Annotated in this window: 16 protein-coding genes and 1 tRNA gene; 6 read left to right on the top strand and 11 right to left on the bottom strand. The window is 63.9% G+C overall.

What is annotated here, in order from left to right; translation table 11 throughout:
- Nucleotides 1-64 precede the first annotated feature (64 nt).
- The gene (locus tag KVY23_RS11245) at nt 65-934 is read right to left on the bottom strand and encodes a TOMM precursor leader peptide-binding protein (RefSeq protein ID WP_206511237.1); all 870 of its coding nucleotides are present in this window, start codon (nt 932-934) and stop codon (nt 65-67) included.
- Between the two features lie 145 nt (nt 935-1,079).
- Nucleotides 1,080-2,477, bottom strand: coding sequence for a zinc-dependent metalloprotease (locus KVY23_RS11240; RefSeq protein ID WP_075840180.1), 1,398 nt, complete (start codon nt 2,475-2,477; stop codon nt 1,080-1,082).
- Nucleotides 2,478-2,613: 136 nt separating this feature from the next.
- On the opposite strand from KVY23_RS11240, the gene KVY23_RS11235 reads away from it, so the two are divergent.
- Complete coding sequence (locus KVY23_RS11235) at nt 2,614-3,636, top strand: PDZ domain-containing protein (protein WP_206511235.1); 1,023 nt, start codon at nt 2,614-2,616, stop codon at nt 3,634-3,636.
- Nucleotides 3,637-3,641: 5 nt separating this feature from the next.
- Here KVY23_RS11235 and KVY23_RS11230 read toward each other — a convergent pair whose 3' ends face one another.
- A complete protein-coding gene (locus KVY23_RS11230) occupies nt 3,642-4,235 on the bottom strand; it encodes a PPA1309 family protein (protein WP_187346808.1) in 594 nt (197 codons plus the stop codon).
- Nucleotides 4,236-4,473: 238 nt separating this feature from the next.
- Here KVY23_RS11230 and KVY23_RS11225 point away from each other — a divergent pair, with 238 nt between their 5' ends.
- Nucleotides 4,474-7,461 carry a UPF0182 family protein gene (locus KVY23_RS11225; RefSeq protein WP_206511234.1) on the top strand — a complete coding sequence of 996 codons (2,988 nt, stop codon included), beginning with the start codon at nt 4,474-4,476 and terminating at the stop codon, nt 7,459-7,461.
- Nucleotides 7,462-7,547: 86 nt separating this feature from the next.
- Here the strand turns inward: KVY23_RS11225 and KVY23_RS11220 are convergent, their stop codons facing one another.
- Nucleotides 7,548-8,147 (bottom strand): transglycosylase family protein, encoded by a 600-nt coding sequence (locus KVY23_RS11220; RefSeq protein WP_230556461.1) that lies wholly within the window; start codon nt 8,145-8,147, stop codon nt 7,548-7,550.
- 497 nt (nt 8,148-8,644) lie between these two features.
- Between KVY23_RS11220 and KVY23_RS11215 the strand changes: the two genes are divergently transcribed.
- Nucleotides 8,645-8,718, top strand: a tRNA-Met gene (locus tag KVY23_RS11215).
- 87 nt (nt 8,719-8,805) lie between these two features.
- Here KVY23_RS11215 and KVY23_RS11210 read toward each other — a convergent pair.
- The 7 genes from KVY23_RS11210 to hisN all read right to left on the bottom strand — a co-directional run bounded on the left by KVY23_RS11210 (nt 8,806) and on the right by hisN (nt 16,268).
- Nucleotides 8,806-9,030 carry a hypothetical protein gene (locus KVY23_RS11210; RefSeq protein WP_230556460.1) on the bottom strand — a complete coding sequence of 75 codons (225 nt, stop codon included), beginning with the start codon at nt 9,028-9,030 and terminating at the stop codon, nt 8,806-8,808.
- Nucleotides 9,031-9,069: 39 nt separating this feature from the next.
- The gene (locus KVY23_RS11205; protein ID WP_230556582.1) at nt 9,070-10,668 is read right to left on the bottom strand and encodes an acyl-CoA synthetase; all 1,599 of its coding nucleotides are present in this window, start codon (nt 10,666-10,668) and stop codon (nt 9,070-9,072) included.
- 184 nt (nt 10,669-10,852) lie between these two features.
- Nucleotides 10,853-12,106 (bottom strand): RNA polymerase sigma factor, encoded by a 1,254-nt coding sequence (locus KVY23_RS11200; RefSeq protein ID WP_230556459.1) that lies wholly within the window; start codon nt 12,104-12,106, stop codon nt 10,853-10,855.
- A gap of 66 nt (nt 12,107-12,172) precedes the next feature.
- The gene (locus tag KVY23_RS11195) at nt 12,173-12,508 is read right to left on the bottom strand and encodes a YciI family protein (protein ID WP_206511228.1); all 336 of its coding nucleotides are present in this window, start codon (nt 12,506-12,508) and stop codon (nt 12,173-12,175) included.
- A gap of 162 nt (nt 12,509-12,670) precedes the next feature.
- Complete coding sequence (locus tag KVY23_RS11190; RefSeq protein ID WP_230556458.1) at nt 12,671-13,891, bottom strand: acyl-CoA dehydrogenase family protein; 1,221 nt, start codon at nt 13,889-13,891, stop codon at nt 12,671-12,673.
- A gap of 46 nt (nt 13,892-13,937) precedes the next feature.
- Nucleotides 13,938-15,344 (bottom strand): acyl-CoA dehydrogenase family protein, encoded by a 1,407-nt coding sequence (locus KVY23_RS11185; protein ID WP_230556581.1) that lies wholly within the window; start codon nt 15,342-15,344, stop codon nt 13,938-13,940.
- A gap of 135 nt (nt 15,345-15,479) precedes the next feature.
- Nucleotides 15,480-16,268: a histidinol-phosphatase gene (hisN, locus tag KVY23_RS11180; protein ID WP_230556457.1), complete on the bottom strand. Its 789-nt coding sequence runs from the start codon at nt 16,266-16,268 to the stop codon at nt 15,480-15,482.
- Between the two features lie 100 nt (nt 16,269-16,368).
- On the opposite strand from hisN, the gene prfB reads away from it, so the two are divergent.
- From prfB to KVY23_RS11165, 3 genes are read left to right on the top strand one after another with little or no spacing between them, the layout of a single operon-like run.
- The gene (prfB, locus tag KVY23_RS11175) at nt 16,369-17,481 is read left to right on the top strand and encodes a peptide chain release factor 2 (protein ID WP_230556456.1); all 1,113 of its coding nucleotides are present in this window, start codon (nt 16,369-16,371) and stop codon (nt 17,479-17,481) included.
- Between the two features lie 7 nt (nt 17,482-17,488).
- Entirely contained in the window at nt 17,489-18,406 is a 918-nt protein-coding gene (locus tag KVY23_RS11170; protein WP_230556455.1) for a mechanosensitive ion channel family protein, read from the top strand.
- Nucleotides 18,403-18,834, top strand: a complete 432-nt coding sequence (locus tag KVY23_RS11165; RefSeq protein WP_230556454.1) for a hypothetical protein — start codon at nt 18,403-18,405, stop codon at nt 18,832-18,834. Before KVY23_RS11170 ends, KVY23_RS11165 begins: the two co-directional genes overlap by 4 nt.
- Nucleotides 18,835-18,873 lie beyond the last annotated feature (39 nt).

Below are 18,873 nucleotides of genomic sequence, written 5' to 3'. Positions count from 1 at the left end.
GCTCCATCATGTCGGACGGAGCGCTATCTTGCCTACAGCGCTGGTGAGAGCCCTGCTCGGCGCGTCACAACAGCGAGCAGTCGCATCGTGGGTGCCGCGACCATGTTCGACGGGAGACGGAACTGTCGTTCAAATCGATCTCCACTGTCGTGTCCTGCAACGGAGCGCGACGACCGTCCGCGAAGGCCTCGATCTGGGCCAGCGCGATTGCTGCAGCGGCGAGAACCGTGGGTCTGTCTGCCTCGCCGACACGTCCGAGGAGCTGAGCCGACACGTGCGGCCATTGCGGGTCGGCACTGCAACGGAAAAGGTCCGCGCACCGCAGGCAGCTGCTGACGCCGGGGAGCACAAACGGTCCGACAATGCCGCGACCGTCGCGAAGTCGAACCTGCAGATGCGGCGTGCGGGTGCGAACCAGTCGGGTGACCACGGCGGGATCAGGAGCCATATCGTCGGTGAGCAGTGCGATATCGCACCTGCTTCGATCATCGTCGGGTCCCGTTGTCCGTGACGCCGCGGCCCCGGGGCGCTCGATCACTGTCAGAGGGGACGCGGCCAGGCCGGCCACAACGGCGTCGGCGATCGGTCCTCGCCCCAGCACGTGCACCGTGGTGACCACAGCGGTCTCGTCGGCCCTTTCGGTCGATGCGCGCGCAGTGCCCTCGCTCAACAGGCCCGATTCTCCGAGTTCCGCCAACATCGTCGACATCGCGTTCGCGGACAGCCCGATGGTGCCCGCGTACCAGATCATGTGCGCGCGGGAATGCACGCCGTCGAGGCGTCGGAGGAGGTCCAGTAGGGCTTCGGGTTCGATGCCGGGTGGCGGTGTGACGACGAAGGACCGTTCGGGATGCCAGCCGAGCCGCGCGGTTCCGTCGCGTTGGACGAAAATCGGGGCGTGGAGCCTGGGTCTACGCAGGGGCAATGTGGACATGTCGCGAGGGTGCCACCTCGGTCAGGAAACCACCGACAGATCGGGTGGGGTTATCCACAGGCTCACACCGGCGTCGAGCAGGGCTTTCGGTGCAGAAATCGGGGTGATCCGAAAAACTTCGCAACGCCCCCTTCGGTGGGACCGACTACCCCGCGGAACCACTGTCCTTGGTACCGCCGTCGTTCTCGCCGTCCTCGTTCTCGCCGGCTTCGCGCTCCGAGCGTTCCTGCGCTTCGGTCGCCTCCAGCTGAGCGATCGGGTCGTCGAAGCTGCTCGTTCCGCCGCCGACGATGCCGTCGATGAATCCGGCTGGGTCGTCGAGGTCGGCCGAGACAGGGAGCAGATCGGGGTGTTCCCAGACTCCGTCGCGCCCGTCGACGCCGGCTGCGGCACTCAAACGCCGCCACAGTTCACCCGCCTCGCGAACCTTGCGAGGACGAAGCTCCAACCCCACCAGGGTGGCGAAGGTCTGTTCTGCGGGCCCACCGGACGCGCGTCGTCGTCGGATGGTCTCGCCGAGCGCGCCCGCTCCGGGCAGGCGGTCTCCGAGAGCTTCGGCGACGACTGTCTCGACCCAGCCCTCGACGAGTGCGAGCAGCGTCTCCAAACGCTCGAGCGCCTGCTTCTGCTCGGGCGTGGTCTGTGGTTCGAAAGCGCCTTGCTGCAGGATTTCCTCGATCTTCGACGGATCGGTCAGCGATGCCGGATCGAGGCCGGCGGCTGCCTCCTCGATGGCCGAGAAGTCCATACGAATCCCGCGCGCATACTCTTCGACTGTCGCGAGGACGCGCTGGCGAAGCCACGGCACATGGCTGTACAGGCGCTGATGCGCAGCTTCGCGTGCGGCCAAGAACACCAGAACCTCGCGTTCGGGCTGCTCGAGACCCTCGGTGAACGCCGCGATCGATTCGGGAAGCAACGCCGATACACCGCTCGGCCCCAAAGGGATCCCGATGTCGGTGGAGGTCAGAACTTCCTTCGACAGTTGCCCGAGAGCCTGGCCCAGTTGTGAGCCGAATGCCATCCCGCCCATCTGCGTCAGCATTCCCATCATGGGTCCGGCCATTTGCTGCGCTTCTGCGGGGAGCCCCGCGGTCCACATACCGGAAATCTGTTCCGCTACCGGATCACACAGGCGCTTCCAGGTGTCGATCGTGTTGTCGAGCCAATCGACCGGCGTCCACGCTGCTGTCTTCGACGCACCGGCTGGGAGGGTGGTCGCGCCGTCGAGCCACAGCTCGGCGAGATGCGCGGCCTCGGACACGGCCTCGGCCTTGCCCGCCCCGATGGGGGAGACATTGCCGATTTGCTGTCTCGCCAATTGTTTGGCCAAGTCGTAGTTGACCGGACCGGCAGACGCGCCGCCCGCCCCGGGTGCGCCCATTCCACTGAGCATCTGGCCGAATTGGGTGAGCATCTGACCCAGAGCGGCAGGGTCGAAGCCCTCGCCACCGAATCCGAACCCGCCGGGCGTGCCGTCTCCGCCCTGATCCTTTTTCTTGTCCGGATCCTCGTCGGAGCTGTTGAACCCAAAATTGCTCATACGTCAACGGTACAAGGCTTCAGCACGAAAGAGCACGCTGGTGATCACGCTGATGGCGAACAGTCGGTGACCGTGACGATGCCTTCGGGAGGGGTCTCACATGTACCGCACAGACGACGGTTCTAATGTTTGTCGGGTGAATCGTAGGATTGCCACATTGGTTGCCGCCCTCGCGCCCGTAGTCGTACTCGGCGTGGTCGGCACCGTGATCACTGTGCCTTTCGCGGCCTTGGGTCCCGGGCCGACGTACAACACGCTCGGTGACGCCGACGGCGAGCCTGTCGTGCAGATCGACGGCGTCGATGTGGACCCGACGACGGGTCATCTGAACATGACCACCGTGGCAGTCCGCGACCAGTTGAACATCTTCGAGGCCTTCGGCTTCTGGGCCACCGGTCGGCAGGGTCTCGTTCCGCGCGAGGAGGTGTATCCACCGAACCAGACGAAGGAGGAGGTCCAGGAGAGCAACCAAGCCGACTTCGAGCAGTCCGAGAGCAGCGCCGAGCTGGCCGCGCTTCACCATCTGGGCCTGCCGATCGCGCTCGTGATCGGAGCTGTGGCGCCCGACGGACCTGCGGCTGGATTGCTGAACGAGGGTGAGCGCCTGGTCTCGGTGGCGGGTGAGTCGGTGGACACGGTCACCGGTGTTCGCGAGACGATCAGCGCCCGCTCACCGGGTGACACCGTCGAGATCGTTGTCGACGCGGACGGCGTCGTCAGAACGGAGTCGGTCGTCCTGGGAGCGCGACCCGATGACGCCGAGAGCGGCTACCTCGGTGTCACACCAGCGGAGGAGCCCGATGTGCCGTTCACGGTCACCTTCAACCTTGCGGACGTCGGGGGACCGTCGGCGGGGTTGATGTTCAGCTTGGCTGTGGTGGACAAACTCAGCCCTGGTGAGCTGAGCAACGGCGACTTCGTTGCGGGTACGGGAACGATCGATTCGGCCGGCACGGTCGGACCCATCGGCGGGATACCGTACAAACTGATCGCGGCACGCGAGGCAGGTGCCACGACCTTTCTGGTTCCTTCGCAGAACTGCAGCGAAGCTGTGCAGAACGCTCAGGACGGGCTGCGCTTGGTAAGGGTGGATTCGCTCGACAGTGCCATCGATTCGCTCGAGGCGATCGGCGCAGGCCAGAGCCCCCCTACCTGTTGACCAGCTCAGTCGTCGTCCACGACATCGAAAGTCGTGTACAAGGCGTGCACGATTCCCGGTGCAAGATTGTCGTAGAGCAGCAATTCGATGGGGGCGAAAGGATCCTCGTCGCCCTCGGGTTGCATCTGCAGAAGGGTCAGCGAAGGCCCGTCCTTGACCACGGCGGCGATCAGTCTTCCGTCCTTGCGGTCGGGATGCGAGTGTGCAGCGTGTCGAGCTGCGTCGTCGGCGGCGTCCCTGTCCGCGAGAAGTGGGATGAGTGCGTCGTCGAGATCGGTTTCGGCCGCGGGCGGCAGGATGACGATCTCCTGAACGAGAGCGCAGCCGACAACCCCCTCGGGCCAACTGGTCGTCGCCAGGAATTCGTCGAGTGCGCGTGATCCGCCGGTGATGTCCTCGGGCAGGTTGTGCTGCTGGATCGGCGTCAGCGCCGATCCATCCGTCAGCTCCTCGAGCAACGCCGGTTCGGCCGCAGCCAACACGGACGTGGGTACGAGGGCGAAGAGCTGAGGCCGCTGGCCCCACCCCTCGCCGTCGACGAAGTCGGCGACTTCCCGCGCGCATCGCGCCAGTGCTTCACCGAATCCTCCGGTGCTCACGTCGTCGTCAATCGAGTCGGCACCGTCGCCGAACAGGTCGTCGTTGAAATCGTTCACCCTGACATCTTCCCACCGTTCACCGGTTCGATCGCGCCCGGTAGGTCCTGAGTCGACGGGGGTCGGCAGGCTGTCGACCCGTTCCGTACAGTGGGGTCAAAATCGGACACGCGGTGCGCACGGTGTACCGCGAAACCATCAGCGATGCCCTTGGGTATCGCCCGAAGTTGGAGTGTGGCACGTGGGCATGAGGGCCCCCACCGGTCTACCGTCGCTATCGCGGCGTGGACGGATTTTACTTGTACTGGCCTTGATCTTCGCAGCGCTCTTGCTCGTCGGTCCCCGCCTCATCGACACTTATACGAATTGGCTTTGGTTCGGCGAAGTCGACTTCCGTCAGGTGTACACGACCACCGTGCTGACCCGAGTCGCACTCTTCCTCCTCGTCGGATCGATTGTCGGAGGCATCGTCTTCCTGGCGCTTCTGCTGGCCTACCGCAACCGTCCCGTGTTCGTACCCGTTGCAGGGCCGAACGATCCGATCGCTCGGTATCGCACGACAGTGATGAGCAGGTTGCGCCTGTTCGGAATCGGAATTCCGGTAGCCCTCGGCGTACTGTCCGGGCTGATCGCGCAAGCGAACTGGGTTACGGTGCAGCTTTTCCTCAACGGTGGTGACTTCGGCATCACCGACCCGCAATTCGGCCTCGACATAGGCTTCTACTCGTTCGACTTGCCGTTCTATCGGTTCGTTCTGAACTGGCTGTTCGTGGCGTTGTTGTTCGCTTTCTTCGCCAACCTGGTGACGCACTACGTATTCGGTGGGATTCGACTCGCCGGACGCGAGGGCGCGTTCACGCGCGCCGCGCGTATCCAGCTGGCGGTCATAGCCGGGACGTTCGTGCTGTTCAAGGCCGTTGCCTACTGGTTCGATCGGTACACGCTGCTCTCCAGCACGCGCAAGGAACCGACATTCAGCGGCGCCGGCTTCACCGACATCAACGCAGTGCTTCCCGCCAAGCTGATCCTGTTGGCCATCGCTGTGATCTGTGCCGCAGCGTTTTTCGCGGCGATCTTCCTGCGCGATCTCCGGGTTCCCGCGCTCGCTACCGCACTGCTCGTGCTGTCCTCGATCCTGGTCGGTGCGGTCTTCCCGCTGCTCATGGAGCAGTTTTCGGTTCGGCCGAACGCTGCGGAGAAGGAGCGCGCGTACATCGAGCGCAATATCGACGCCACCAGGGATGCGTACGGTATCGGCGACGATGTCGTCGAATACGAGGCGTATTCCGGTGAGGGTTCGCAGAACCCTCGCGAGAGCCAAGCTGACATCACGACCATCGCCAACACCCGGCTGCTGGACCCCAATGTCCTCTCGCGCACGTTCACTCAGCAACAACAGTTGAAGAACTTCTTCGGGTTCCCGGCCACCCTCGACATCGACCGGTACGAGATCGACGGTCAGCTGCAGGACTACATCGTCGCAGCCCGCGAGCTCTCGCCCGAAAGTTTGACCGGCAACCAGACCGACTGGATCAACCGCCATACCGTGTACACCCACGGCAATGGGTTCGTGGCCGCACCCGCCAACCGGGTCAACGCCGCGGTGGAGGATCCGACCGCCGAAGGGGCCAGCAGCAACAGCGGCTACCCGATCTACACCGTCAGCGACATATCGTCGCAGGGGTCGGAACAGGTCATCCCGGTCGATCAGCCTCGTATCTACTACGGAGAGGTCATCGCGCAGGCCGACCCGGACTACGCCATCGTCGGTGCTTCCGGCGCCGGTGATCGCGAGTACGACACCGACGCGTCCAGGTACACCTACACCGGATCCGGTGGTGTGTCCGTCGGTAACTGGATCAACCGACTCGCTTTCGCTGCCAAGTACGGGGAGCGGAACATCTTGTTCTCGGGTGCAATCGGCAGCGAGTCGAAGATCCTGTTCGACCGTGATCCGCGCGAACGTGTGCAGAAGGTGGCGCCGTGGTTGACCACCGACACCGACTCCTACCCGGCCGTGGTCGACGGCAAGATCGTGTGGATCGTCGACGGCTACACCACGCTCGAGAACTACCCGTACGCCCAGCGTGCATCGCTCGATGGACTCACCGTCGACAGCATCGAGCCGACGACGGGGCGTCCACTTCCCCGCGACGAGGTTTCTTACATTCGTAACTCGGTCAAGGCGACCGTCGATGCGTACGACGGCTCGGTGAAGCTCTACCAGGTGGACGAGACCGATCCGGTCTTGAAGGCCTGGATGGGTGTATTCCCGGATTCGGTTCAGCCCGAGTCCGAGATCTCCGACGAGCTTCGTTCGCACTTCCGTTACCCGGAGGATCTGTTCAAGGTTCAGCGCGAGATGCTGGCCAAGTACCACGTCGACGACCCGAACGAGTTCTTCACCAACAATGCGTTCTGGTCGGTTCCGAGCGACCCGACAGTCGACGGTGGTACCGAGCTGAACCAGCCTCCTTACTACGTGCTGATCGGTGATCCGGAAACGGGTGAACCGTCGTTCCGACTCACCAGCGCAATGGTCGGGTTCAACCGTGAACTGCTGGCCTCGTACATCTCGGTCCGTTCGGATCCGGAAAACTATGGAAAGTTCACGATTCTGCAGTTGCCGACCGATACGCAGACGCAGGGCCCGCAGCAGGCTCAGAACTCGATGACCTCGGACGCGCGAGTTGCCTCGGACAGGACGCTGTTGCAGCAGTCGAACAACATTCAGTACGGCAACCTCCTGACGTTACCCATCGCAGACGGCGGCATTCTGTACGTCGAGCCGCTCTACACCGAGCGAAACACAACATCTACATCGACCTTCCCGCAGCTCACACGTGTTCTCGTGAGTTACCGGGAACCCGGGTCGGACGGCGGTGTTCGTGTCGGTTACGCGGCGCGATTGTCGGAAGCGCTCGATCAGGTGTTCGGTTCGGGCACCGGTACGGCCGCGACCGCACCGGGTGGCGATGCTGCAGATCCGCAGCCGAGCACCGACTCCGGTGAAGCTGTCGAGGCGGAAGGCAACACCGGCGAAGCTTCCGTGGGTACTCCGAACACCGCACCGACGCCGCAGGCGCCGCTCGCGACGGCGGCCGAGGTGCAGGAGCTGAACGACGCATTGGCGGAGGTACGGACGGCGCAGCAGAGCGGCGATCTCGGTCGATTGGGTGACGCGTTCGATGCGTTGCAGGATGCTATCGACGCTTACAACGCGAACTGATTCCCCCAGTACGCAAGAACGCCCCGATCACTTCTTCGCGAAGTGATCGGGGCGTTTTGTTGTTGCAGGTTCGGACCTGCCGATCTCTAGCGTCCGATGGACGCGAGAACGGGGGAGTTCGCAGCAACGAACTGGTCGAACTGTGCGCTCAGGCCGTACTGTGCGGCGACCTGTGACGCGGCGTCGAAGTGCTGCTGCGCGACGGTGGTGGCCTGCTCGACGACTTCTTGAGCGGGCTCCTGGTACTCGGGTGTCACTGGCACAACCGCGGCGGGTGCCTGCTCCACGGGGGCGGCAAGCTCGGGTGCGGGGGCCGGTGCCGGTGTCGGCTCTGGGGTCGTTGCACCGGTTGTCAGGTACTGACCGCACGTGGGCCAGGCGCCGACGCCTTGGCTCTGCAGGGTGTTCTCGGCAACGCGAATCTGCTCGGCCTTGGACGCGCTGGCCGGCGAACCGCTTCCACCGTTTGCGGTCCAGGTGCTCTGCGAGAACTGCAGGCCACCGTAGTAACCGTTGCCGGTGTTGATGCCCCAGTTGCCGCCGCTCTCGCACTGGGCGACGCCGTCCCAGTTGTGGGTAGCTGCGTTGGCGGTGCCAGCCGACAGGCCGAGGGGGATTGCTACGACGGCGCCGGTGACGGCGGCCCATCCGAGTGCGCGCTTGCCGAAATTAGTTCCTGTGGTCATTCGGGGTGAATCCTCTCCGCGCTGGCTAACGCAACCCACCGTTGGAGGCACCTCGAGTGCGTGCTTCCCGGCGTCGTGCACGAGACTGTGCTCGTAGGTGTTGCGGCTCTGCCCCCGTGCGTATCGGGGAACCATCCCCCGCGGGGCAGAGCAATGCAGCGGCGGGGGCGGTACTGACCCTGCGTTGTAGGGCCGACCGCGAACCTAGTCGAGGTTTTTTGCCATGTCACACCAATCCGTGGGACTGCCCGAGTCCGGATGCTGGGACGCTGAAAGGCGTTATTGCTGGTCAAACACCATCGGGACGCATTCGTGTCCCGTTCGTTACGCGGTTGTTATGTGCCGCGAATCACGTCGAAACTGTGGTGCAGCACACTTGTATCTCGTGGTGCTCGATGGCTCGTCCTGCGAAATTCCCGTCGCGTCGGTGGCGGTGGTCCTTCGATGGAACGCGATTTGCTATTGCCGGACACCGTCGGGTAACTTTGTGTTCACAGCGCGGGGTGGAGCAGCTCGGTAGCTCGCTGGGCTCATAACCCAGAGGTCGCAGGTTCAAATCCTGTCCCCGCTACTAACGAAACGGCCCGGAACTTTCAGTTCCGGGCCGTTCTTGTTTTCTTTGGAAGTCGCGATGCTGGCCACACCATCCCAGGTTCGGTCAGCTGTCTCCAGAGCCTCTGTCGGTGACGATCTCTGGATCCGGTTCGGTGCCATCATCGGTAGCGTCGTCGTCGGTAGCGTCACCGTCGGTGGTTTCGCCGTCATCGGTTTCGTGGGCGGTGAGGTCGACGGTGTCGACGCCTTCGAGCGCCGTCAGTTCTTGCTCGGCCTCGGCGAACACCCCTCGTACTCTGTCCTTCAGCTTTTTCGCCCAATCCAACATTGTGGTGTTCTCCTCCGCTTCGACGTGTACCTCACTTCTCTACCAGGTCGTCTCGGGGCGCGGGTCGGCGGCGCTGGTCTCGTCGTACTCGGCAAGAACTTGCCGCAACAGCTTGCCGGTGGCATTGCGGGGGAGCTCGCCGAGGAAGACGACCTCCCTCGGAACCTTGTACCTGGCGAGATGAGACCTGACGTACGCCTTGAGCGAATCGGCGTCGTGCGGAGAACCTTTCATCGGCACCACAAAGGCCCTCAAGCGGTGCCCGAACTCCACGTCCGGGACACCGACGACTGCCGCCTCGGCGACGGATGGATGGTCGGCGAGCAGGTTCTCCACCTCGAGCGGATACACGTTCTCGCCACCCGAGACGATCATGTCGTCGTCGCGGCCATCGACGAAGAGCAGGCCGTCGTCGTCGAAATGCCCGACGTCCCCGGTGGAGACCAAGCCTGCGATTCGTTCCTTGTCGCGCCCGTCGGTGTAACCGGAGAAGCTGAGTCCGCTGGAGACGAAAATTCTGCCGACGCTTCCGGCGGTGGTCACCGGATTTCCGTCGTTGTCGAACAATTCGACATGGCACGTCACCGGGGGTCTCCCCGCAGTGCCCGGTGCGCGCGCCAGATCTTCCGGAGTGGCCACCGTCGCGACGGCCACCTCCGTCGATCCATACAGATTGTGCAGAACCGGACCGAATGTGTCTGCCGTTCGTCGACTCAGGTCGGGACTGATCGATGAACCCGCGGCGAAGATGATGTGCAGACACGAGGTGTCCTGCGATGCCAAGAATGCAGGGTCCAGGTCGACGATTCGCTGCAACATGGTCGGCACCAGTACAAGTGAGTCGGCTCGATGACGGGCGACGAGACGAATGGTGTTCTGCGGATCGAACTTTCGGTGCATTACAACGGTGTTTTGCAGGGACAGCGCCAGTGCGAACTGCGATACCCCCGTGCCGTGGAAAATCGGTGCGGCCATCACCATGGTCTGCTCTCGACGCAGTGGCACTCTATCGAGGAACTGGGCCGACGCCAGCGGTGACGTACGGTCCCGCGAAGCGCCTTTCGGGGTTCCAGTGGTGCCGCTGGTGAGCAACACGAATCCGCCGTGGTTCTGTGGAGCAGGAACCGGCCCGATCGAATTGCCCGCCACGACGCTGTCCAGAGTGGGCACATCGCTCGGCTCTTCCGACCATGCGATGTAGCGGGCTACCTCGGGCGCCAGCGCCGCCGCCACCTCGCTGAACTCCTCGTCGTAGACGAACGACCGGACCTGTTCTCGGCTGGCGACATCGGCTAGTTGCGGGGGAGCGAATCCGGTGTTCATCATCACCAGCCGGATGCCGGCCTTCGCTGCCGCGAGCATTGTGAGCACTGTGCCGCGGTGATTGCGCGCCATGATTCCCATGACCGAGTCGGCACCGATACCCGCCTGCTTCCACCCTCGCACCAGAGCGTTGGACTGCTCCTCGAGTTCCACATACGACAGCGGCCCTCGTTCGTCTATCAGCGCGATCGATTGGACTCCCGCACGGGCATGAGCGTGGACTGGACCTGCGAACGGACCGTACTTCCCGACGGCGCGTATCGATGCGATGCCGCGATCCAGCCGCGGAAACGGCACCAGCCCTGCGCGATTCATCACGCGAACGGCGCCGACACCGTCGACGATGTGAGCCAAGGTGCGGTGGCGTGCGAGGTTCTGCTTCACCGACAAGATCGTCCCCCTCGGGATCGATTAGAAAACTGTCCCGACGCGTGCCGCATCGCCGGGCCGGTTTCGATCCTAGTGCGCGGACCGATCGGGCGGGCTGCTTCCATCAAGGTCAGGACCTCTCGGCGTCAGCCTCTGCGTCGGCGGCACGTCGCCGGTAGTATTCTCGCTCCGGATCCGATCCGGCGAGACCGGCGGCGGTCCGAAAGTCCTGCGCTGCCTCCGCGCTGCGTCCCATTCGTCGGAGCAGATCGCCGCGAGCGACGAAGTACGGGTGATATCCCCGCATCATTGGGTCGTTCGCCATGGACGCAAGCAGCGACAGCCCGGCTTCCGGTCCGTCACGCATAGCGATGGCGACCGAACGGCCGAGGGAGACGATCGGCGACGGCGACAGCGTTTCCAGCACGCCGTAGAGTGCGACGATCTGGGGCCAGTCCGTTTCCTCGGGCGTGTCGGCCTCGTCGTGCAGTGCTGCAATGGCGGCGTGTACTCCGTAGGGGCCTTGCGCGCCACCGGTCAACGATTCGACAACGAGCGCATTGCCCTCTGCGATCATCTCGTGATCCCACAGTGCGCGATCCTGGTCGGCCAGCAACCGGAGATCGCCGTCGACGCCGACTCGTGCCGCGTGACGTGCGTGCGTCAGCAGCATCAGTGCCAGTAGCCCCGACGTCTCCCGATGAGTCGGAAGCAGAGCGCGCAGCACCCGTCCCAGTCGGATCGCCTCCTCTGCGAGATCTCGGCGGACCAGGTCGCTGCCCGACGATGCCGCATATCCCTCGGTGAAGATCGAATACACGACCTGGAGCACGCCCGGCACTCGCTGCGGAAGCTCGTCGGGATCCGGCGCCCGGAAGGGGATTCTCGCCTCCCGGATCTTCCGCTTGGCACGCGAGATCCGCTGCCCTGCAGTAGCCGGCGATATCACGAACGCGCGTGCAACCTCAGTCGTCGTCAGCTGTGCCAGACAGCGCAGCGTGATGGCGACTCGGTCGTCGGCGTCGAGCGCAGGATGGGCACACGTGAAGAACAGGTGCAGACGCTCGTCCGGGAATTCTGAACCTGCGGCATCGCCGGAGGCCGCAGGATCGGTTCGATCCTGCTCGACTTGCAGCACTGCGAGTTTCGCAGCGTAGGCCTGATCACGGCGGAGTCGATCGACGGCCCGCCGCCGGGCTGTGGTGAGCAGCCAGGCGCCGGGTTTGGTCGGGACACCCTCAGTAGGCCAGTGCTTCAGCGCCGCCTCGATGGCCTCGGAGGTCACATCCTCGGCGAAGTCGAGATCACCGTAGCGCCGTACCAGAGTCGCCAGCAGGAGACCATGTTCCTCCCGGAACACCTGTTCCAGCGAGGTCGGTGTCATTCGGGATGGCCCCTTCCGTCAGAAGTCGGCGTGGTCAGAAGTCGGCGTGGTCAGAACTCGGCGTGGTCAGAACTCTGCGATGGGTCGGACCACCACTGACCCACCCCCGCGCGAGCCGGGGCATCGCGCGGCCCAGTCGAGCGCGGCGTCGAGATCGGGAACGTCGATGACCTCGAAACCTCCGAGTACCTCGCGTGTCTCGGCCAAGGGACCGTCGGTGATGCTTCGCTGCCCGTCGGCATCGACAGCAACGCTGGTGGCCGTGGTGAGGTCGGCGAGCGCGTGCCCGCTCACCCAGACACCGGCATCCTTCATTTCCGCACCGAACCGCACCCAGTCCTCGACCACGCACCCGTTGTCGAAGTCGGCACTCGGTGCATTGATCAGCAGCATGTATTTCATGTTGGCTCCTCGTCTCGCTCATGGGTTGTCTTACATGATGACGACGAACGGGACCCGACGTTTTCGACAGACTGGCAGAAATAGTTCGAGGAGCACGAAAACCCGTGGTCGGATGTTACGACCACGGGTTCACGCTGATGCTCGTTCAGATCGAGCCGAATACTATTTCAGTTCGGCCGAGGTCTTACCCAGGACGCGACGAGCAACGATGAGCTGCTGGATCTGCTGGGTGCCCTCGAAGATGTCGAGGATCTTGGAGTCACGGCTCCACTTCTCGAGTAGAAGGCGCTCGGAGTATCCGTAATTGCCGGCGAGCTCGACGGCCTTGAGCGTGATGTCGGTGGCCGAACGCCCTGCCTTGGCCTTCGCCATGGACGCCTGCAACGAGTTGGGTTCCTTGTTGTCGGCCATCCACGCCGCGCGAAGCGCCAACAGGTGCGCCGCTTCCCAGTCTGCTTCCAGACGCAGGAACTCGGCGGCGGCGGCGTGCTGGTTGTATGCGGGCGCTGTGTAAGAGATTTGCACGCCGGCCTCGTCGAGGATCGACCGCAACTCTTCCAGTGCAGCACGCGCTACACCGATTGCCATACCGGCCACCAGCGGACGGGTGTTGTCGAACGTCTGCATGACGCCGGCGAACCCCTTTTCGGCGTTCACCTCCGCGCTGCCCAGCAGGTTGTCCTTCGGGATTCGGCAGTCTTCGAGCAGGAGCGTAGCGGTGTCGGAGGCCTTGATGCCGAGTTTGTGTTCCAGGCGCGCCACCGACAGTCCAGGGGCATCGCGCGGAACCACGAAAGACTTGATTGCGGCGCGACCAAGAGACTTGTCCACGCTGGCCCAAACCACGATGTGGGTCGAACGTTCACCGGCGGTAACAAAGATCTTCTCGCCGTTGAGGACCCACTCGTCGCCGTCGAGAACGGCTGTTGTGGTGACAGCCGCGGAATCGGAGCCGAAGCTCGGCTCCGTGATGGCCATGGATGCCCACACCTTGCCGAAACGATCGAGCTGCTCGTCGGTGGACACTGCCGCGATGGCAGAGTTGCCGAGACCCTGGTACGGAATCGACAGGGTCAGCCCGACATCGCCCCAGCACGTCTCGATGACGTTGACCAGAGCGGACATGTTGCCGCCGTTGGCATTGGCGGTTTTGCTAGGTTTGGCGCTTTCGCTGTCCTTTTCGCGGCCACCGGCTGCGCCACCGATCTCACCGCCGGCATCGGACATTCCCTCGACCATCGAGGCCATGGTGTCGAGCTCGACCGGGTACTCGTGCTCGGCGAGGTCGTACTTGCGCGAGATTGGGCGAAAAATTTCGGCCGCTACCTGGTGAGCCTGATTCGCCTGCGCCCTGAGCTTCTTGGGTAATTCGAGATTGATCATCGTTTGTGTCCTTGGTTCGACTTCTCGACTGTGATGTGGGCGCGAATCAGATGAGGACGATGCCCTCGGCGACACCGACGGCACGGAGGTCGCGGTACCAGCGCTCTACGGGATGTTCCTTGGTGAAGCCGTGTCCTCCGAGCAACTGGACACCATCCGATCCGATCTGCATGCCCTTCTCCGACGCGAGACGTCGCGCGAGCGCGGCCTCACGGGTAAAGGACAGACCTTGCTCCGCCCGCGAGGCGCCACGGAGGGTCACCAGGCGCAGACCGTCGAGTTCGATTGCAATGTTCGCGACCATGAACGCCACTGCCTGACGGTTGCTGATCGGCTCGCCGAATGCCTCGCGGTCGTTGACGTACGGAATCACGTAGTCGAGCACAGCTTGGCTGGTGCCGACTGCAAGGGCCGACCAGCCGAGGCGAGCCAGGCTGATGGCGTCCGTGTAGTCCAGGGCGCGCTGGTCGGCGTCGCCGTCGCCGAGGAGTGCCGATTCGGGAACAGCGACATCGGTGAGGACGAGACGGCCGAGGCCTGCCGCGCGCAGACCCATGCTCGGGTCGGCCTCGACGACGAGACCCTTGGTGTCGGACTCGACGATGAAGAACGCCGGACGACCCTCGAGTTCGGCCGCGACGATGAACAGCTCGGAGCTACTCGCTGCCGGCACGACGCTCTTGACGCCGTTGAGCTTGAAGCCGCTGGGTGATCGGACTGCCTTCGTCTGCAGCGCGAACGGGTCGAACAGCGCGCGAGGCTCGTTGACGACGACCGCGGCACCGGGGACCTTCTCGCCGACGAATGCCGGAAGGTACGTCTTCTGCTGCGCGTCGGAACCCCATTGCGTCAGGGCGACGGCAACCCCGCTCGGCGCGAGGATCGGCAGTGCCAGTCCCATGTCGCCGTGGGCGAGTGCCTCGGCCACGAGGGCGTTGGTGACGGCTCCGCGTTCGCTGGCAGCACCGTCGAGTTCCTCGGGCACGTTGATGAACGTGATTCCGAGTTCGGCGGACCGGCGAACCAGATCGTCTGGCGAGGATGCTGCGGCATCGGCGTCGTGGGCGGCCGGGCGGATGATCTCCTCGGCGAATTCCTTGACGGTTTCGACGATCATGCGCTGTTCGTCGTCGGGAGTCAGGTCGAAGTAATCGAGATGCTTGACCGCTGCATCGTCGAGCCGCTTCGGCTTGCCGCCCCCGGTCACCTTCGAGAACGTGCGCGTTGCTGCGCCCAGGGTCTTGAACCCTGTCTTGGTGCTCTCGTAGGTCACCCGGTCGACTGTCTGCCGGAAGTTGTACTTCTCGGCTAGTTCGGATCCGGTGATGGCCGTGAGAACGCGCATGGCGGTGCCCATGGCATCGCGCTTGAACGGATTGAGGCCAACCGCGGATGTGTCGCGAGGCGCAGTGCGCTTCGTGTCGATCACATTGTCTTGCTTGCTCATGATCACCAGCTGTTTCTCGGTGTCGGTCTCGGACGCGATCAATCTTACTCCGGAGTAAGTTAGCTGTCTACTCCCGAGTAAGGTCCACACGCGGCTCCGCCGCATGTGCGCGGAAATACATAGCGGAGCACGTATTTCCGCTCACAAGCGGCGAAGCCGCTCCAAGACCTGCTCGTGCAGCAAGCCGTTGGTCGCCAGCGCGCTCCCGCCGTGCGGTCCCGCTTCGCCCTCGAGTGAGGTGAACGCGCCGCCGGCTTCGCGGACCAGCACGTCCAGCGGTGCCAGATCCCACAGAGACACCTCGGGTTCGGCAGCGATGTCGAGGGTGCCCTCCGCGAGCAAGCAGTACGAGAAGAAGTCGCCGTAGCCTCGCACTCGCCAGACCTCGTCGGTCAGGTCCACGAACCGATCCCGGATACCGCGCTCCTTCCAACCCGAGAGGCTCGCGAAACTCAGGCTCGATGCCGAAAGTTCGCGGACCGACGATGTCGAGATCGATCGGGGAGAGCCGCCCCCGTGGGAGGTCCATGCACCTGTCGACTCCGCGGCCCACCAGCGCCGGTCGAGGGCAGGCGCGCTGATGACGCCGACCACTGGAATACCGTCGTCGAGCAGTGCGACGAGAGTTGCCCAGATCGGGACGCCGCGGACGAAGTTCTTGGTGCCGTCGATGGGGTCGAGCACCCATTGGCGACCGCTGAGCACGACGTCGCCGCCGAATTCTTCACCGAGAATTGCGTCCGAGGGTCTTTCTGCGGCGAGAACTGACCGAATCTTCTCCTCGACCGCGAGATCGGCGTCGGACACGGGCGTCAGGTCGGGTTTGTCGTCGACTTTCAGATCCAGCGCGAGAAATCGACTCCGCGTGATCGCGTCGGCGTGGTCGGCAATGGCGAGTGCGAGCTGCAGGTCGGCAGTACGGTCGGTCACGCCCGCAAGACTAGGCGCCGGCAAATGACCAGGCGCCCGCAGGACCAGGTGATCGACTGCGGTGAATCCGACGACGCCGATGCCGGTAACCTTGTCTCTTGTGCATCCTGACGTATCCGCAGACCTGAACGAACTCGACATCACCCTCTCCACCATCGAGTCGGTGCTCGACGTCGAAGAGCTGCGTCGTCGAATCGACGAGCTCGAACATCAGGCGGCGTCGCCGGATCTGTGGAACGACCAGGAACATGCGCAGCAGGTCACCAGTCAGCTCTCGCACTCGCAGGCCGAACTGCGGCGTGTCGAAGAACTTCGGCAGCGTCTCGAGGACATGCCGGTGCTCTACGAACTCGCCGAGGGGGAGGAGGGCGACGCCGCTGACTCTGCTCTGGCCGACGCCGATGCAGAGCGGGCGTCCCTGCGCGTGGACATCGCTGCGGCGGAGGTGCGGACATTGTTGTCCGGTGAGTACGACCAGCGCGACGCCCTGGTGAACATACGTTCCGGTGCCGGGGGCATCGACGCCGCGGACTGGGCCGAGATGCTCATGCGCATGTACATCCGCTGGGCTGAGAAGCACGGCTACAGCGTCGAGGTCTACGACACCTCCTACGCCGAGGAAGCCGGCATCAAGAGCGCCACCTTCGCCGTCAAGGCTCCCTATACGTACGGCACCTTGTCGGTAGAACAGGGCACCCACAGGCTGGTGCGAATCAGCCCGTTCGACAATCAGGGGCGTCGCCAAACCTCGTTCGCCGAGGTCGAGGTGCTACCGGTGGTCGAGACGACCGACCACATCGACATTCCCGAAGGTGACATCCGCGTCGACGTCTACCGTTCGAGCGGCCCAGGTGGCCAGTCGGTCAACACCACCGACTCCGCCGTCCGGCTCACCCATATTCCGACAGGCATCGTCGTGACGTGTCAGAACGAGAAGTCGCAGCTGCAGAACAAGGTTTCCGCAATGCGCGTTCTGCAGGCGAAACTGCTCGAGGTCAAGCGCAAGGAAGAGCGCGCCGAGATGGATGCGCTCAAGGGCGACGGTGGCAGCTCGTGGGGCAACCAGATGCGCTCGTACGTGCTGCATCCGTATCAGATGGTCAAGGATCTGCGGACGGAGTTCGAGGTCAACAATCCCTCGACCGTGCTCGATGGCGACATCGACGGTTTCCTCGAAGCCGGAATTCGCTGGCGCATGCGCGGGGACGAGTAGCCCGCCCATGACGATGGCACTGAACTTGGGATTCTCCGGAGACCTCGGGGACTGGCTCCGCGGCAGTGGCCTCGAGATCGTGCTGTACATCCTCGGCGGCATGCTCATCGCGCGTTTCATCAGCTATATCGGTGAGAAGATCACCACCCGAATCGACAACAACTACCAGCACAGTGACGCGCTCGTGCGGACCGAAGCAGCCAAACACCGCCACGCGCTGGCCCAGGTGATCACCTGGGTTGCCGTCACCATCATCTACGTGCTCGTCACAATCGAAGTGCTCCGCAGATTCGGTTTCTCTGCTAGCGGCCTCGTAGCCCCCGCAGCAGTGCTCGGCGCCGCTCTGGGCTTCGGCGCGCAACGTGTGGTGCAGGACATCCTCGCCGGATTCTTCATCATCACCGAACGCCAGTACGGATTCGGAGACGTCGTCCACATCGCCGTGCTCGGATCGGCCGAGGACGCAGAGGGCACCGTCGAGGACGTCACGCTGCGTGTCACCCGGGTTCGAAGTGCCAACGGCGAAGTCATCACCGTCCCCAACGGTCAGATCGTCAAGTCCATCAACCTGTCCAAGGATTGGGCGCGCGCCGTCGTCGACGTGCCGGTCCTGGCGACGACTGACCTGAATCGGGTCAACGAGATTCTCAAGGGCATCGGCCACGACGCGTTCAACGACGCCAAGCTACGTCCGCTACTGCTCGACGAGCCGACAGTCATGGGTGTCGAAAGCATCGAGGTCGACCAGGTCAACGTGCGTATAGTCGCGCGAACGCTCCCGGGCAAGCAGTTCGAGGTCGGCAGCAGTTTGCGTGTCCGGATAGCCGCTGCGCTGCAGCCCGAGGGCATCTCCGTCAGCCCCGGCGTGTCCACAGCACCGCCCACCCCGGATTCCGCATCAGGTGAAGGGCGGACACCGTTGTGAGCGAACGCGAATCGGTCGAACACGAATCCGACCCCGATCGGCCTGAACGCAGGTGGATGATCCCCGCCCGCATTCGCGGCAGGATCCGAACCTCCACCGTCGCGCTCGGAATCTGCTTCGTCCTCACAGCCCTCCTCTACGGCCAGGTGCGACCTGATCCGCCGGGAACAGTGAGCCCGCCCCCGGAGACGACCGCTCCCGAAGATGTTCGAACGCCGGAATCCGTGATGACAACGACGCCACTGTCGGTGACCCCGTCGGTAGAGGAGAGTCCGGACGCAGGTACCGAGTCCGGTGAGTCGGGGTTCTCGCCGACCGAGAGTGGCACCGTCCCCTCGGAAGAACCGACACTGCTGCCCGGTGTACCGATTCCCCCGCAGCTGCGCTCGGTGATACCGACCCAACCCAGCGCCGCCGCGACTTCGTAGACCGATTCTGCGACACACCCGCATGCAGGCCGGCCGTCG

The organism is Rhodococcus sp. I2R, assembly GCF_020889545.1.
Classification (GTDB): domain Bacteria; phylum Actinomycetota; class Actinomycetes; order Mycobacteriales; family Mycobacteriaceae; genus Rhodococcoides.
Note: the sequence above shows the minus strand (reverse complement) of the source record. Positions and strands in the feature narration are given on the sequence as shown.